Origin of the sequence: Bosea sp. BIWAKO-01, assembly GCF_001748145.1 — a bacterium.
GTDB lineage: Bacteria > Pseudomonadota > Alphaproteobacteria > Rhizobiales > Beijerinckiaceae > Allobosea.
In genome coordinates this window covers 921,734-936,563 of record NZ_BCQA01000001.1, presented here as the reverse complement: position 1 = coordinate 936,563, position 14,830 = coordinate 921,734, and the positions used below count along the sequence as shown (strand labels likewise).

Sequence of the window (14,830 nt, the reverse complement as noted above, 5' to 3'; positions counted from 1 at the left end):
GCTGTGCCTTGGCCTTGCCGGGTGCTCGCGTCCGTCCTCGGGCGAGCAGAGCGGCATGCAGACGCTGAGCAATATCGTGATGTTCCAGTCGACCAAGCCCCCTCCGCCGGTGGAGAAGCCACTGGCCGATCAGGAGGAGGACTTCGTCTGCCCGACCGTGACGATCGCCGATGGTGGAGCTGCCATTCGCGCCCAGTCCGGGACCGATAGCGGCAGCCTGCGGCACCAGATCTCGATCCTGAATGTGGCGCGCGAGTGCACGCCGACGAGCGGTGGCGGCTTCAGGCTGAAGGTGGGTGTCGAAGGCCGTGTGCTGGTTGGTCCGGCCGGCGGCCCGGGCAGCTATTATGCGTCGCTGGGCATGCAGGTTCTGCGCGGGACGACCGTCGTTGCGCGTCGCGCGGCGCGTGTCGGCGGCACGATCCCCTCCGGCCAGGGCGGAACCGACTTCAGCCATGTCGAGGACGGGATCGTCGTCCCGCCGGGCAAGGGCGACGTCGAGATCATCGTCAGTCTCAACCCAGGCGGCGCTGCGGCGCCGGCTCGCGCGCGGCGCCGGTAGCCCTGCTGCTGCGAACGGCACCGGCGTTTGCCGTGAACTGAGGCAAGGCGCCGATTGACTCGAAGGCGGCGTCTTGTATCTGTGCTGACGCCGCATCATCCCCGCGGGAGAGACCGGGTCCGGACTTGTCCAGGCCCGGCGCCGAAGGCGCAACCGCCCCGGAAACGCTCAGGCAAACGGACCGCGTGGGAATTGGCGCTCTGGAAAGCGGCGGATGCAAGTCCGCCCACCGACGGGTGTAACCTGTCCGGCTGATCCTGCCGGTTCGGGGAAATCTCTCAGGTCCCAAGACAGAGGGGGCGCGCTCCGGACATTCCGTCCGGGGCTTGCGCTCGATTCTGGAAGGGGCCGCCATGGCTGCCGAAGCCGTTGAAGCTGATGCCGCAGGCGCCGAGGCGCTGCTCAAGACCCCGCTTCATTCCCGTCATGTCATGCTCGGTGCCCGCATGGTGCCGTTTGCCGGTTATGACATGCCGGTGCAGTACCCGATGGGTATTCTCACCGAGCATAACTGGACGCGCGAGAAGGCGGGGCTCTTCGACGTCTCGCATATGGGGCAGGCCTTTCTGCTCGGGCCCGATCACGAGACCACCGCGCGCGCGCTCGAGGCTCTGGTTCCCGCCGACATCGTCAACCTCGCACCCGGCAAGCAGCGGTATACGCAGCTCCTCGATGAGAATGGCGGCATCCTCGACGACCTGATGGTGACGCGCTCCACCGAGCCCGACGAGGACGGTGCTCTCCTCCTCATCGTCAATGCGGCCTGCAAGACTGCCGATTACGCCCATATCGAGGCGCGCCTGCCGGCCAATGTGAAGCTCGTCCGCGCGGAACATCGCGGGTTGATCGCGCTGCAGGGGCCCGCAGCCGCTGAAGCGCTCGCCGCGCTCGCGCCCGAGGCCGCCGAGATGGGCTTCATGAGTGCGCGCAGCATGAAGGTGGCGGGCGTCAAGGCCAATCTCAGCCGCTCCGGCTATACCGGCGAGGACGGCTACGAGATTTCCGCTGCCGCAAACAGGATCGGCGAGATCTGGGACGCGCTCCTGCTCGATCCGCGCGTCAAGCCGATCGGACTCGGCGCCCGCGATTCGCTGCGCCTCGAGGCCGGGCTCTGCCTCTACGGGCACGACATCGACACCACGACCTCGCCGGTCGAGGCCGGGCTGAACTGGTCGATCCAGAAGCGCCGGCGCGAGGAAGGCGGCTTCCCGGGAGCGGCCCGCATCCAGCGCGAATTCGCGGAAGGCGTTTCGCGCGTCCGCATCGGGCTCCTGCCCGAGGGCCGCGCTCCTGCCCGCGAAGGCGCCGACATTGCGACGCCGGAAGGCGAGATCGTCGGCAAGGTCACATCCGGCGGCTTCGGCCCGACGCTCAACGCGCCCTGCGCGATGGGTTATGTCGCAAAGGCCCACTCGGCTCCCGGCACGCGCCTTGACCTGATCGTGCGTGGCAAGCCGTTGGCGGCGACCGTCGCGCCGATGCCCTTCGTGCCCAACCGCTACAAGCGCTGATTCCCGACCCTATCCTGATCTGGAGGACCATCATGGCCGAGACCCGTTACACCAAGGACCACGAATATATCCGCATCGAGGGTGACACCGGCACCATCGGCATCACCGACTACGCCCAGGGCCAGCTCGGCGATGTCGTCTTCGTCGAGCTGCCTTCTATCGGCAAGGCGGTCGCCAAGGGCGGCGAGGCCGCAGTGGTGGAGAGCGTCAAGGCCGCGTCCGAGGTCTATGCCCCGGTCTCGGGCGAGATCGTCGCCGTCAACAGCGAGCTCGAGGCTGCGCCTGGCGCGGTCAATGAGGACCCGGCCGGCAAGGGCTGGTTCGTCAAGCTGAAGCTGACCAATCCTGCCGAGCTCGAGGGCCTGCTGAGCGAGGCCGAGTATCAGGACTATGTGAAGACGCTCTGAGCGGCGTTTCACTACCCATGACCTGAATGTCCGGTGCCGGGCGCCCGCTTCGCCCGGTCCTGGAATGATCGAGGAAACTCCGATGCGCTACTTGCCCCTCACCGACACCGACCGCGAGGATATGCTCGCGCGCATCGGCGTTCCCGATATTGACGCCCTGTTCAGCGATGTGCCTGCCGGCAAGCTGCTGAAGACACCGCTTGACCTACCGCGCGCCAAGGGTGAGCTCGAGGTCGAGCGCATCATGGGCCGGATGGCCGCCAGGAATGTCGCTGCCTCTGCGGCTCCGTTCTTTGTTGGCGCTGGCGCCTATAAGCACCATGTTCCGGCGACCGTCGATCACCTGATCCAGCGCTCGGAATTCCTGACCAGCTACACGCCCTATCAGCCTGAGATCGCGCAGGGCACGCTGCAGTATCTCTTCGAATTCCAGACCCAGATTGCCGCGCTGACCGGCATGGAGGTCGCCAACGCCTCGATGTACGACGGCTCGACCGCGACCGGCGAGGCCGTGCTGATGGCTCACCGTGTCACCAAGCGCCGCAAGGCGGTGCTGTCGGGCGGCCTGCATCCCCACTACACTGATGTGGTGAAGACCCTGTCCGGCATGGCAAGCGACGAGGTCGTGGCGCTGGCGCCCGATGTCGCCGCGAACGAGGACATCCTCGCGCAGATCGACGATGAAACGTCCTGCGTCGTCGTCCAGTCGCCCGACGTCTTCGGCAATCTCCGCGACCTGAAGCCGATCGCCGACAAGGCCCATGCCCATGGTGCGCTTCTGATTGCCGTCTTCACCGAGGTCGTGTCGCTCGGCGCGGTCACGTCTCCAGGCGCGATGGACGCCGATATCGTCGTCGGGGAAGGCCAGTCGATCGGCAATGCGCTGAACTTCGGTGGCCCCTATGTCGGTCTCTTCGCCGCCAAGTCGAAATATCTGCGCCAGATGCCGGGCCGGCTCTGCGGCGCGACCGTCGATTCCGACGGACATCGCGGCTTCGTGCTGACGCTCTCGACCCGCGAGCAGCACATCCGGCGCGACAAGGCGACGTCGAACATCTGCACCAATTCCGGCCTCTGCGTGCTGGCTTTCACCATTCACATGACCCTGCTCGGCGAGGCCGGGCTCTCGCGCCTGGCCGAGCTCAATCACGCCAATGCCGTGAAGCTGGCCGACATGCTGGCCGGCGTGAAGGGGGTGAAGCTGCTCAACGACAGCTTCTTCAACGAGTTCACGCTGAAGCTGTCAAAGCCGGCGGCCGAGGTCGTCGAGGCGCTGGCCGAGAAGGGCGTGCTTGGCGGCGTGCCGGCCTCGCGCCTGCTGCCGGGAGCCGGGCTCGACGATCTGCTGATCGTCGCCAATACCGAGATCAACACGGATGAGGATCGGGCGGCCTTCGTGGCGGCGCTCGCGGAGGTGCTGTGATGCTGAACCGTCAGGGACGTCCCACCCAGGCTGCTTCCTCCGTGGATCACGGCCGCGAGACCTTTACCGGCAATCGCGCGCTGCAGCAGATCGAACCGCTGATCTTCGAGATCGGCCATCATGAGACGACTGGCGTCGATATCGAGAAGCCGGCGCCGTTCAAGAGCCGCCTCGGCAAACATGCGCGCAAGGACGGCATCGGCCTGCCCGGCCTTTCCGAGCCGGAGACGATGCGTCACTACGTGCGCCTGAGCCAGAAGAACTACGGCATCGACACCGGTCTCTTCCCGCTCGGTTCCTGCACGATGAAGCACAATGCCCGCCTCAACGAGAAGATGGCGCGGCTGCCGGGCTTCTCGGATGTTCATCCGCTCCAGCCGGTTTCGACTGTGCCGGGCGCGCTCGAGCTGATGCTGGAGCTCGCGCGGTACCTGATGACGCTGACCGGCATGCCGGCCGTGGCGCTATCGCCCAAGGCCGGTGCTCATGGCGAGGCCTGCGGCATGATGGCGATCAAGGCCGCCATTGCCGCCAAGGGCGAGGGCGAGACACGCAAGGTCGTGCTTGTGCCGGAATCGGCGCACGGCACCAACCCGGCGACCGCGGCGCTGATCGGCTTCGAGGTCCGCTCCGTCCCGGCGCGCCCGGACGGCACGGTGGCGGTCAAGGACGTCAAGGCCCTGCTCGGGCCGGACATTGCCGCGATCATGCTGACCAACCCCAATACCTGCGGCATCTTCGAGCCGCAGATCGTCGAAATCGCTGCTGCGCTGCATGCGGCCGGCGCGTATTTCTATTGTGACGGCGCGAACTTCAACGCCATCGTCGGCAAGGCGAAGCCGGGTGACCTCGGCGTCGATGCCATGCATATCAACCTGCACAAGACCTTCTCGACGCCGCATGGCGGCGGCGGCCCGGGTGCCGGTCCGGTCGTGCTGTCGAGCAGGCTTGCTCCCTATGCGCCGGTGCCGTTCATCCATGTCGAGGGTGGTGCGGCGCGGCTCGTGGAGCACGTCAGCGACGCGCCGGCGGGCAATGATCCCTTCGGCCGCATGACGGCCTTCCACGGCCAGATGGGGATGTATGTGCGTGCGCTGGCCTATATGCTCAGCCATGGCGCCGACGGCATGAAGCAGGCCTCAGAGGATGCGGTGCTGAGCGCCAACTACATCCGCGCCGGTCTCTCCGACCTGATGTCGCTGCCTTTCCCGGACCATCCCTCGATGCACGAGGCTCTGTTCGACGATGAGTGGCTGAAGGGCACCGGCGTCACCACGCTCGACTTCGCCAAGGCGATGATCGACGAGGGGTATCACCCGATGACGGTGTATTTCCCGCTGGTCGTCCATGGCGCGATGCTGATCGAGCCGACCGAGTCGGAATCGAAGGCCTCTCTCGACCTGTTCATTGCGACGCTGCGCGATCTGGCCATGGCTGCGAAGGGCAATGACAAGGCCCGCTTCACCGCGGCGCCGCACCATGCCCCGATCCGCCGTCTCGACGAGACGCGTGCTGCCCGGCAGCCGATCCTGAAATGGGTGAAGCCGGAGCCGATTGCGGCTGCGGCTGAGTAAGGACGCTCAATCGATAGGGCAGCGATCGGATGCTGCCCTATCGTCATATCCCCTCGCGGTCTTAAGCATTCCTTGACCATGTGCGAGGATGATTTCCTCGGTGCGTGTTTTCGCACCTTGGGAACAGTCGATGTATCGCTCTTTTGTCCGGAGCTCCGCCGTTGCCGTTGCCGCGCTCATTCTGACGGTCGGCATCGCACGCGCGCAGGAGCCGAGCTACGGCCCCAACACCTATGACCGCACGCTTGAGGCGCTGATCACCCATGAGGAGATCGCGTCGCGTGGTGGCTGGCCCAGGCTCGCCGGCAGCGTCTCCGCGCTGAAGCCGGATTCGCAGGGGCCGGATGTCGCCGCACTGAAGCAGCGCCTGATGTTGAGCGGGGATCTGCCGCCGACGGCCTTGCCGGGCGATGTCTATGACGCCGCAACGATCGCAGCCGTGAAGCGCTTCCAGGTTCGTCACGGCCTGTCCGATCTCGGAACGGTCGGCCGCCTGACGCTCAAGGCGCTGAACGTTCCCGTTGAGGTCCGGCTGAACCAGCTGACTGCGACCCTCGAGCGGCTGAAGAGCAACGGCTTCGTCTTTGCCGAGCGCTATGTCGTCGTGAACATCCCCGGCGCCAGCGTCGAGGCGGTCGAAAACGGCGTGGTCCAGCGCAAGCATCTCGCGGTTGTCGGTCGTCCCGATCGACCCTCGCCGGTGCTCCAGGCCAACATCACCTCGGTGAACCTCAACCCCTACTGGACCGTGCCGACCTCGATCGTGAAGGCCGACATCATCCCCAAGATGCGCAAGGAGCCCGACTTCATCGTGAAGTCGAACATGCGCCTTCTCGGAGCAGAAAACCGGGAGATCGATCCGGCGACCGTGAACTGGGCAAGCCTGACCTCGCCGTACTTCACCGTGCGGCAGGATTTTGGCCCGCTCAACGCGCTTGGCCAGCTCAAGATCGACATGCCGAATACCGAGGCGGTCTACATGCACGACACGCCGAAGAAGACGCTGTTCCGTTCGGATGTCCGCTTCAACTCTTCCGGCTGTGCGCGCATCGAAGGGGTGCGCGACCTCGCGGCCTGGCTGCTCGAAGGCACCGAGTGGACCGAGCCGGCGATCGTGGCCGAGATCGCCAAGGGCGAGCGCAAGGACATCCGGCTAAAGAAGGCTGTGCCCGTGGCCTGGGTCTATCTGACGGGCTGGCAGGGCGCAGACGGTCTCGTCCAGTTCCGCGAGGACATCTATGGGCTGGACACGCCGCAGGGCATCGTCACATCGACGATCCAGGCGCGCAAACCCAAGCCGAAGGTGCAACCTGCGAAGCTCGAGGCGCGTCCGGCACCGGCTGCGCCGAGCCCGGTTGCAACCCCTGCCAGGGCAGCGACCGTGAAGGCGGTCACCGCCGTCAACTGAGGCGTCAGGGCGCCCGCAGGATCGCCATCACGTCGCTGATGGCCTGGGCGCGCGCCGCGGCATCCGTCCCGATCGTCACTTTGCCGTCCGGGCGCTGCGAATAGGCCGCGCCGCGCTCCCGCAGCGGCAGGTCCGGATGGTCGAAATCGTGATAGGCGCCAGCGAAGCCCACGAAGCGCGCGCCGCCTCGCCGCGCGAGTTCTTCGCAAGGCGCTGCTGGCGTCCAGTCATCCGCCAGTCCCTGAAGGATCGTTGTGGGCACCCGAGCGCGCCAGCCGCGTTTCAGCAGGACCCTGCAGCCAGGATAGAAGGCGATGATCGCCCGAAATCCTCCGGGGCCCGCGGCCGCGCGATCGGCGGCGACATGGAGCGCTGTCGAGCCGCCATTCGACCAGCCGATCAGATGTATCCCGGCGGGTTTGGCGAAGGGCTGACGGGCGAGCCAGTCGGCGGCGCCGAGGGCATCGCTGGCGCGATCCGCCGGCCGTAGCGCACGTTCGCGATCATTGCAGAGCGCGACGATCCCGCGCGGGCGAAAACTGTCGGGCAGGAGCACGAGGAAGCCAGCAGCGACCAGCCTGGCACTCCAGTCGCTCTCGCGTGCGCTAAGCCCTCCAGAGGCTCGCCAGAGGCCGCTGCAGCCATGCAGGGCAACCACGGCGGGGAAGGGGCCAGATCCAGCGGGTTTGGCGATCCAGCCGGTCAGGACGGTGCCGTCGCGTGACGGGAACGAGACCTGCTCCATCGCGCAGGCCGGCATGGCGCAGGCGAGTACAGCGATCGCGGCCAGTGCCAGGCGAGCGATCAGGATGGTGCCTCCATCGCGGCGAGGGCCTATGCGCTCGGCAGAAGCCGGCGTGTGCAGGATGTCAAAACGACAACGCCGCAAACCCTGAGGTTCGCGGCGTCGCATTCCCTTTCGGAACTGATCGCTCAGTTCAGCTTGGATTTGATTTCCTTCAGACCGGTCGCGAACAGGCTTTCGGCGGTCTTGCCACCCATCTGGCTGCGCAGGATGCCTTCGGCGGCCAGCGTAGCAGCCTCGGCGGCGGCAGCGCGGACCTCCGCGGCAGCCTCCATCTCGGCCTGTGCGATCTTGTCCTCGGCGGCCTTGGTCCGGCGGGTGACGAAATCGGCGAGCTTCTCCTCAGCCTCGGTGGCAAGGCGGATCGCCTCGTCCTTGGCTGCGGCGACGATCGCCTCGGCTTCACCTTCGGCGGCCTTGCGCTTCGCCTCGTACTCGGCGAGCAGCTTGGCAGCCTCCTGACGCAGCCGGCGGGCTTCGGAAAGCTCGCGGGCGATCTTCTCGCCACGCGAATCAAGCGCACCCAGAAGCGACTTATGGACGCCAAAATACCCCAGAATGCCGAGGAAGATGACGAGGGCAACCGCAACCCAGACGGTATCCATGGTTCGGTCTCCTCAGGCGCTCAGGACGGACTTGACCGCGGCTGCGGTCTCGGCGTCGGTGGGGCTCTGACCCGTCAGCTTGCCGACGATCTCGGCGGCAGCGCCGGCAGCGATCGTCTCGACATGCTTCATCGCGGCGGTCTTGCGATCCGCGATTGTCTTTTCGGCGGCTGCGAGCTTGGCGCCGAGCTCTGCTTCGGTCGCGTGACGCTTGGCATCGGTCTCGCGAGCGCTGGCGGTGCGAGCCTCCTGAGCGATGGCCTGGGCGTTGCGGCGGCTTTCGGCGAGCGCCTGCTCATGGTCCTTGGCGACGGCCTCGACCTTGGCGTGGATTTCGGTTGCCTGGTCGAGATCGCGAGCGATCGTCGTGCTGCGTTCGGCAAGAACCTCGCCGACACGCGGCAGGGCGATCCGCGACATGAGCCAATAGAGCGCACCGAAGCTGATCGCGAGCCAGAAGATCTGACTGGCGAAGAAGGTCGGGTCGAAGGGGGGGAAAGCGCCCTTCGCGAACGCCGTGTCGGCCGAAACCGCCATAACGCTGGCGGCGGCTGATACGACCCCGATGCGCTGTGCGCGGGAAGCGCGAACCTGCATGGAACGCCTCTGAAGGTTGCGTCAACGAATGACGGCTCCGCGGCGCATGATAACGCCTGCGGAGCCGCAGTGAATGCTCGTCAGACGACGAAGAGCAGAACGAGCGCGACGACGAACGCGAAGATGCCGAGACCTTCCGCGAGCGCCGCGCCGATGAAGGCGCGCGGGAACTGGCCGTCGGCAGCCGACGGGTTGCGCAGGGCGCCGGACAGGAAGTTGCCGAAGATGGTGCCGACGCCGATAGCGGCGAGGCCCATGCCGAGGCTGGCGAGACCAGCGCCGATATACTTAGCTGCGACGGGATCCATAGTCTTTCTCCGATGTAAAACAGTTGAGAGTGGTGGAAGGGTGAAGTCTCGCGAGCTCGCCCGGTTAGTGTCCCGGATGGAGAGCGTCGTTGAGATAGACGCAGGTCAATATCGTGAAGACATAGGCCTGCAGAAAAGCGACGAGGAACTCAAGCGCGGTCAGCGCGACGGCCAGGAACAGCGGCAGCGGCGCCAGCGTGGCGTAGATGCCAGCGCCGGTCAGGGCGACGACGAAGCCGCCGAAGACCTTGAGCGCGATGTGACCGGCCAGCATGTTGCCGAACAGACGCAGGCTGAGCGAGATCGGCCGGGACATGAAGGAAACGGCTTCGATCAGGACCATGAAGGGCAGCAGCCAGCCCGGCACGCCTGACGGCACGAACAGGCCGAAGAAATGGCTGCCATGCTTCATGATTCCGTAGACCAGCACGACGGTGATCACGAGGAAAGCGAAGGCCGCCGTCACGATGATCTGGCTGGTGACGGTGAACGAACCAGGCACCATGCCGAGCATGTTCGCGGTCAGCACGAACATGAAGAGCGAGAACACAAAGGGGAAGAAGCGCATCCCGTCCCGACCCATCACGCCTGTGATGGTGGACGCGACGAACTCGTAGAGCATCTCGGCGAGCGACTGCAGGCGGCCTGGAACCGTCGCCCGCTGGCTCGAGCCATAGATCATGATGGCGGAGATCACCGCGACGGCCACCACCATGAACAGCGAAGCGTTGGTGAAGGACAGATCGAGGCCGAACGGCCGCAGGCCCAGGATCGGCTTGATCTCGAATTGGTGGATCGGATCGATTCCGCCGCCAGCCGCCATAAGTCACCCCTAAATTGCCCCGGTTCGGGGCACTGCAAACACATTCAACGTTCCGGTTCGCCGCCCTTCGGTGAGGAAGGGCGCGTTCCGAGCCGATAGGCAGAGCGCAGGCCGGCGATAGTTCCGATCACCAGGAAGGCGATCAGCAGGAACGGCGACGTTCCCAACCACCGGTCGCCGAAATACCCGATCAGGGCACCAGCGATAACGCCGCCAGCCATATCCGTGGCCGCGCGAAAACCTGATGACATCGCGCCAGCAAGCGCTTTGTCGGGACCCGCCTTCTCTGAATCCGCCTTTTCGGCGGCTTCAGCACGCCCGAGGGCGGCCTTCAGCGAGTCCAGTCTTTCCCGCAACCTCGGATCGGAGCCGTTCGGGTCGGATTCAGACATCAGCAACTCCCTTCCGACCGTGTCATGGCCACGACCGCGTCCGAAATTGCCGCGAACCTGTCCGGACCCGCAGGCCGAGCCGTTGTCAGCGCGTTTCCTTTATTGTCCGCTCCGGCGACTGTCAAGGCAGGGGGATTGGTGTTAAGCTGTTGAAATTATTTGATATTAGTGCTTTGTGCGGCATTCTTGCCGCATTGCGAACCCGAATGTGGCTTTTTTTCAGACGGCTTCGCGGATTTGTTCCGCTGTTGCGAGGTCGACCGAGACCAGTTGGCTGACCCCTCGCTCGGCCATGGTCACGCCGAACAACCGTTCCATGCGCGCCATGGTAATGGGGTTGTGGGTGATCAAAATAAAGCGCGTCTCGGTATTTCGGGCCATATCGTCGAGCAGATCGCAGTAGCGCTCGACATTGGCGTCATCGAGCGGCGCGTCGACCTCGTCGAGCACGCAGATCGGCGAGGGGTTGGTCAGAAACACGGCGAAGATCAGGGCGGTCGCGGTCAGGGCCTGCTCGCCGCCGGAGAGCAGGGTCATCACCTGCGGCTTTTTGCCCGGGGGGCGCGCGAAGATTTCCAGCCCCGCCTCGAGAGGATCCTCCGAGTCGACCAGCCGGAGCTCGGCCGTACCACCGCCGAACAGGATGCCGAACAGACGCTGGAAGTGCTCGTGCACGACCTCGAACGCGGCCAGCAGCCGCTCGCGGCCTTCGCGGTTCAGCGCGCCGATGGCTTGGCGCAGGCGCCGGATCGCCTCGCTCAGGTCGTCGCGCTCCCCTGTCAGGCCTGCGCGCTTGGTCTGGATTTCGACGAGTTCATCCTCGGCACGCAGGTTCACGGCGCCCAGACGCTCGCGTTCGGCCCTCAGGCCCGCGAGGCGACCTTCGATTTCGGCGGGATTCGGCAGCGCTTCGCCGGGCTTGATCAGGGTCAGTTCCTGGAGGCCGGCGAGCCCTGTCTCGAGCCCGTCCTCGATCTGCCTCTCCACATCGGCCAGGCGCTGTCGGGCTGCCTCCAGGCGCGCCTCAGCGGAGGCGCGGACCTCGCGCGCACCGGAGAGGGTTTCCAGTGCCGCTCTGGCCAGCCGGTCGGCCTCAGCCTGGACGGTTTCCGCTGTAGCCAGGCGGTCGGCCGCCTCGCGGCGTGCTGTCTCGGCCGCCTCGATATCGCCAACCAGGCGCCTGCGCTCGACCAGGAAGGTGTCCGGTGCTTCGAGCAGCGCCTTGCGCTCGATCTCCGCAGTCGCGATGCGCCGCTTCGTCTCGTCGGCGGTCTGGGTGCTCGTCCTGGCTCGTTCCTGCCAGGCCCGGATATCGACGAAGATCGTGGCGCGGCGTCGCTCGCGAAGCTCTGCCTCTCGCGCCAGGGTCTGGACGCGGGCACGCGCATCCGAAGCGGCTGCTCGCTGTTCACCGAGGACGGCGCGCGCCTTCAGGAGGACGCTTTCGAGCTCGGTCGCCGGCGCCAGTGCGGCCAGTGCCTCTTCGGCTGCAGAAGCCTGGGTCGTCGCTTCCGCGATCGCCTGGCCCAGGCGGGCGACGGCCTCATCGAGAGCCGAGCGGCGCGCGGCTGTCTCGCCGGCCTTGCGCTCGGCGCTTGCGAGCCGCTCTCGGGCCTGATCCAGATCGCGCCGGGCGAGCCGCACGGCTTCGATGGCGACCGTTTCAGCCTGCGCGGAGGCGCGAACCGTTTGGCTGGCCGTATCGAGGCCCTGCCGCGCAATCTCGGCAGCTTTGCGCGCGGCCTCCGCCTCACGTTCGAGGTCGCCAAGGCGATTCTTTTCGGCGAGGCGGCGGGCCGCAGGAGATGGGGCCTCCGCAGCGCTGGTTAAGCCGTCCCAGCGCCAGATGTCTCCTTCGCGCGAAACCAGGCGCTGGCCGGGTTGCAACGAGGCGCGAAGCCTCGGGCCCTCTTCGCGCGGCACGATGCCGACCTGAGCCAGGCGCCGCGCCAGAGCTTGCGGCCCGCGCACATGCCGGGCCAGCGCCTCGGCGCCATCGGGAAGGGCAGGGTCCCCCGCAGCATCGCCCATGTCGCGCCAATGAGCCGGTGCGGCTGTGTCGGAGGCGGCGTCGAGATCGTCGCCAAGGGCCGCACCAAGTGCGGTCTCGAACCCTTTCGTGACGCTGATCGCTTCGAGGATCGCCGGCCAGCGATCGCCGGCTGCCGGTGCCAGCAGTTTCTGCAGCGTGCGGATTTCCGTGTCGAGGCGCTGGGCTGCGCGATCTGCCTCGGCCAGCGGCGCGCGCAGGCGGGTCTCTTCTTCTCGGGCTGTACTCAGAACAGCTCTTGCGCTGGCCGCCGCCGAATCCGTCTCCCGCATGGCCTCCTCGGCCTGAGCGCGCGCGCCCTTCAGCCTGTCGAGTTGAGCCGCGGCATCATCCGCGTCGAGCGCGGCGAGGTCGCGACGCAACCTGTCCCGCTCCCCGACATTCCTGGCCTCCCGGCTCTGGGCCTCACGGAGTGCCCGCTCCATGGCGTCGCGGCGGGCCGCGAATTCGGACAATCTGGCCTGTGCCGTGGAATGCTCGCCCTCTGCCTGAAGCAGGATCGCTTCAGCCTCGGCCAGCGAAGCTCCTGCAGACTCACTCATGGTCGTGGCTGCGTTGGCTTCGACGGCAAGCGTCTCATCCTCTCCGGTCAGCCGCGCGAGACTTTCGGCGGCATCGTCGGCGACGCGGTCCTGGCGCGTGAGATCGCTCTGCAATTCGGTCAGGCGCTTGCCAAGTTCATCTGCGCGCAGCTTGGAGCGCCTGTTTGCGGCCTCGAGCTCATCGAGGCCGCGCTTCAGCCTGACCAGCGCGGCTGCCGCGGCGGCCTCGGCCTCGCGCAGCGCCGGCAGCGCATGCGCCGCCACGGCCTGATGACGTGCCGCTTCGGCCTGGATGCCTGTCTGTTCGGCAACGCCGCGGACCGCCGCTTCCAGGGCCCGATCGGCAGCGGCCGCGTGTTCGCGCGCGTCTCGATGGGCGATGAGGGCCAGCGTCGCCTCGGCGCGGCGGATGTCGGCGGCAAGGCTGCGATAGCGCCCGGCCTGACGCGCCTGCCGCTGCAAGGCATCGACCTGCGTGCCGATCTCGCCAAGCACGTCCTCCAGCCGTGTCAGATTCTCTTCCGCCCCCCTGAGCCGGAGTTCGGCCTCGTGTCGGCGGCTGTACAGGCCCGCGATGCCGGCGGCGTCTTCAAGGATGCGGCGGCGCGATTGCGGCTTGGCGGCGATCAGTTCGCTGATCTGCCCCTGCCGCACCAGGGCCGGCGAGCGGGCACCGGTCGCCGCATCGGCAAAGAGCAGTTGCACGTCGCGGGCGCGCACCTCCTTGCCGTTGACACGATAGGTCGAGCCTTCCTCGCGCTCGATCCGGCGGGTCACTTCGAGGACATCGGTATCGTTGAAGGCGGCGGGAGCCTTGCGGTCGCTGTTGTCGAGGGTCAGCGCGACTTCGGCCATGTTGCGGCCGGGACGTTCGGAGGAACCGGCGAAGATGACGTCGTCCATGCCGGACGCGCGCATGTTCTTGAACGAACTCTCGCCCATCACCCAGCGCAGGGCTTCGACGAGATTGGACTTGCCGCAGCCATTGGGGCCGACGATTCCCGTCAGGCCAGGCTCGATCAGGAATTCGGACGGCTCGACGAAGGTCTTGAAGCCGGTCAGCTTGAGGCGCGTCAGATGCATCGACGCGCCTCATCGTCCAGGGCGGCAGGGTGGCGCGTGGGCTTAGCCGGCCAGCAGCGGCTCGAGGATCTTGTCGAATTCCGCGATCGAAAGCGCACCTGCACGCTTTTGCCCGTTGATGAAGAAGGTCGGCGTCGAGTCGACACCAGCCTTGGCCCCGCGATCCTTCACTTGCGTGACGGCGTCATAGATATCCTGCCGTTTCAAGCAGGCTTCAAAAGATTCCTGTGTGAAACCGGCCTGCTTCACCATCGCGGCCAACGCATCGACCGGCTTCTCGGTGAAAGCCCAGTTGCGCTGCTGATCGAACAGCAGATCCGACATCGGGTAGTATTTGTCGTTGCCGTTGCAGCGCGCCAGCATGAAGCCCGCCGTCGCCAGCGGGTCGAGCGGGAATTCGCGCAGCGTGAAGCGCGCCTTGCCGGTGTCGATATATTTCGCCTTCAGCGCCGGCCAGGTATCGCGGTGGAAGGTCGCGCAATGGCTGCAGGTCAGCGAGGCGTATTCGATGATGCTGACCTTGGCGTCGGGCTTGCCGAGCCAGACATCGCCCAGCGGGCCGGCGACAGCGAGGTCGGCAGTCGAGGATTGCGCCCGGGCCGGAGCGGAACCCAGCATCGCGGCGGCTGCGATCCCGGCCGCGCCGGTCAGAAGCTGTCGCCTGTTCGTCATCGTGCAATATCCTAAGGGGCCAAATCGGTGTCGGGACCATAGTGGCCAACACGAATGTGGCAAGATCG

14 protein-coding genes and 2 riboswitches are annotated in these 14,830 nt (G+C 66.4%); of the genes, 6 read left to right on the top strand and 8 right to left on the bottom strand.

What is annotated here, in order from left to right; all coding sequences use genetic code 11:
* Window positions 1–55 precede the first annotated feature (55 nt).
* From BIWAKO_RS04305 to BIWAKO_RS04280, 6 genes are all read left to right on the top strand, one after another.
* Window positions 56–562, top strand: a complete 507-nt coding sequence (locus tag BIWAKO_RS04305) for a hypothetical protein (protein WP_141739977.1) — start codon at window positions 56–58, stop codon at window positions 560–562.
* Between the two features lie 94 nt (window positions 563–656).
* A riboswitch (glycine riboswitch) is annotated at window positions 657–756 on the top strand.
* A 4-nt stretch (window positions 757–760) separates the two neighbouring features.
* A riboswitch (glycine riboswitch) is annotated at window positions 761–858 on the top strand.
* A 57-nt stretch (window positions 859–915) separates the two neighbouring features.
* Entirely contained in the window at window positions 916–2,073 is a 1,158-nt protein-coding gene (gene gcvT / locus BIWAKO_RS04300; protein WP_069877484.1) for a glycine cleavage system aminomethyltransferase GcvT, read from the top strand.
* A 32-nt stretch (window positions 2,074–2,105) separates the two neighbouring features.
* Window positions 2,106–2,480 (top strand): glycine cleavage system protein GcvH, encoded by a 375-nt coding sequence (gcvH, locus tag BIWAKO_RS04295; protein WP_069877483.1) that lies wholly within the window; start codon window positions 2,106–2,108, stop codon window positions 2,478–2,480.
* Between the two features lie 82 nt (window positions 2,481–2,562).
* Window positions 2,563–3,903 carry an aminomethyl-transferring glycine dehydrogenase subunit GcvPA gene (gcvPA, locus tag BIWAKO_RS04290; protein WP_069882157.1) on the top strand — a complete coding sequence of 447 codons (1,341 nt, stop codon included), beginning with the start codon at window positions 2,563–2,565 and terminating at the stop codon, window positions 3,901–3,903.
* Window positions 3,903–5,477: an aminomethyl-transferring glycine dehydrogenase subunit GcvPB gene (gcvPB, locus tag BIWAKO_RS04285; RefSeq protein ID WP_069882158.1), complete on the top strand. Its 1,575-nt coding sequence runs from the start codon at window positions 3,903–3,905 to the stop codon at window positions 5,475–5,477. Before gcvPA ends, gcvPB begins: the two co-directional genes overlap by 1 nt.
* Before the next feature lie 130 nt (window positions 5,478–5,607).
* Window positions 5,608–6,885 carry a L,D-transpeptidase family protein gene (locus tag BIWAKO_RS04280; RefSeq protein WP_069877482.1) on the top strand — a complete coding sequence of 426 codons (1,278 nt, stop codon included), beginning with the start codon at window positions 5,608–5,610 and terminating at the stop codon, window positions 6,883–6,885.
* Between the two features lie 4 nt (window positions 6,886–6,889).
* Here BIWAKO_RS04280 and BIWAKO_RS04275 read toward each other — a convergent pair whose 3' ends face one another.
* The 8 genes from BIWAKO_RS04275 to BIWAKO_RS04240 all read right to left on the bottom strand — a co-directional run bounded on the left by BIWAKO_RS04275 (window position 6,890) and on the right by BIWAKO_RS04240 (window position 14,762).
* Window positions 6,890–7,798, bottom strand: coding sequence for a dienelactone hydrolase family protein (locus BIWAKO_RS04275; protein ID WP_141739976.1), 909 nt, complete (start codon window positions 7,796–7,798; stop codon window positions 6,890–6,892).
* A gap of 20 nt (window positions 7,799–7,818) precedes the next feature.
* Window positions 7,819–8,295: a F0F1 ATP synthase subunit B family protein gene (locus tag BIWAKO_RS04270; RefSeq protein WP_069877481.1), complete on the bottom strand. Its 477-nt coding sequence runs from the start codon at window positions 8,293–8,295 to the stop codon at window positions 7,819–7,821.
* A 12-nt stretch (window positions 8,296–8,307) separates the two neighbouring features.
* Window positions 8,308–8,892: a F0F1 ATP synthase subunit B family protein gene (locus BIWAKO_RS04265; RefSeq protein ID WP_084651150.1), complete on the bottom strand. Its 585-nt coding sequence runs from the start codon at window positions 8,890–8,892 to the stop codon at window positions 8,308–8,310.
* A gap of 80 nt (window positions 8,893–8,972) precedes the next feature.
* Complete coding sequence (locus tag BIWAKO_RS04260) at window positions 8,973–9,200, bottom strand: F0F1 ATP synthase subunit C (RefSeq protein ID WP_043231023.1); 228 nt, start codon at window positions 9,198–9,200, stop codon at window positions 8,973–8,975.
* 64 nt (window positions 9,201–9,264) lie between these two features.
* Window positions 9,265–10,023: a F0F1 ATP synthase subunit A gene (locus BIWAKO_RS04255; RefSeq protein ID WP_069877479.1), complete on the bottom strand. Its 759-nt coding sequence runs from the start codon at window positions 10,021–10,023 to the stop codon at window positions 9,265–9,267.
* A gap of 44 nt (window positions 10,024–10,067) precedes the next feature.
* Window positions 10,068–10,415 carry an AtpZ/AtpI family protein gene (locus BIWAKO_RS36320; RefSeq protein ID WP_084651149.1) on the bottom strand — a complete coding sequence of 116 codons (348 nt, stop codon included), beginning with the start codon at window positions 10,413–10,415 and terminating at the stop codon, window positions 10,068–10,070.
* 219 nt (window positions 10,416–10,634) lie between these two features.
* Window positions 10,635–14,090 (bottom strand): chromosome segregation SMC family protein, encoded by a 3,456-nt coding sequence (locus BIWAKO_RS04245; protein WP_069877477.1) that lies wholly within the window; start codon window positions 14,088–14,090, stop codon window positions 10,635–10,637.
* 42 nt (window positions 14,091–14,132) lie between these two features.
* Window positions 14,133–14,762, bottom strand: coding sequence for a DsbA family protein (locus tag BIWAKO_RS04240; RefSeq protein WP_069877476.1), 630 nt, complete (start codon window positions 14,760–14,762; stop codon window positions 14,133–14,135).
* Window positions 14,763–14,830: the final 68 nt, after the last annotated feature.

Excerpts from the sequence above, each read along its gene's own strand:
- BIWAKO_RS04305 (WP_141739977.1), top strand. The coding sequence starts at position 56 with ATGCAGACGCTGAGCAATATCGTGATGTTCCAGTCGACCAAGCCCCCT.
- gcvT (WP_069877484.1), top strand. The coding sequence starts at position 916 with ATGGCTGCCGAAGCCGTTGAAGCTGATGCCGCAGGCGCCGAGGCGCTG.
- gcvH (WP_069877483.1), top strand. The coding sequence starts at position 2,106 with ATGGCCGAGACCCGTTACACCAAGGACCACGAATATATCCGCATCGAG.
- gcvPA (WP_069882157.1), top strand. The coding sequence starts at position 2,563 with ATGCGCTACTTGCCCCTCACCGACACCGACCGCGAGGATATGCTCGCG.
- gcvPB (WP_069882158.1), top strand. The coding sequence starts at position 3,903 with ATGCTGAACCGTCAGGGACGTCCCACCCAGGCTGCTTCCTCCGTGGAT.
- BIWAKO_RS04280 (WP_069877482.1), top strand. The coding sequence starts at position 5,608 with ATGTATCGCTCTTTTGTCCGGAGCTCCGCCGTTGCCGTTGCCGCGCTC.
- BIWAKO_RS04275 (WP_141739976.1), bottom strand. The coding sequence starts at position 7,798 with ATGCGACGCCGCGAACCTCAGGGTTTGCGGCGTTGTCGTTTTGACATC.
- BIWAKO_RS04270 (WP_069877481.1), bottom strand. The coding sequence starts at position 8,295 with ATGGATACCGTCTGGGTTGCGGTTGCCCTCGTCATCTTCCTCGGCATT.
- BIWAKO_RS04265 (WP_084651150.1), bottom strand. The coding sequence starts at position 8,892 with ATGCAGGTTCGCGCTTCCCGCGCACAGCGCATCGGGGTCGTATCAGCC.
- BIWAKO_RS04260 (WP_043231023.1), bottom strand. The coding sequence starts at position 9,200 with ATGGATCCCGTCGCAGCTAAGTATATCGGCGCTGGTCTCGCCAGCCTC.
- BIWAKO_RS04255 (WP_069877479.1), bottom strand. The coding sequence starts at position 10,023 with ATGGCGGCTGGCGGCGGAATCGATCCGATCCACCAATTCGAGATCAAG.
- BIWAKO_RS36320 (WP_084651149.1), bottom strand. The coding sequence starts at position 10,415 with ATGTCTGAATCCGACCCGAACGGCTCCGATCCGAGGTTGCGGGAAAGA.
- BIWAKO_RS04245 (WP_069877477.1), bottom strand. The coding sequence starts at position 14,090 with ATGCATCTGACGCGCCTCAAGCTGACCGGCTTCAAGACCTTCGTCGAG.
- BIWAKO_RS04240 (WP_069877476.1), bottom strand. The coding sequence starts at position 14,762 with ATGACGAACAGGCGACAGCTTCTGACCGGCGCGGCCGGGATCGCAGCC.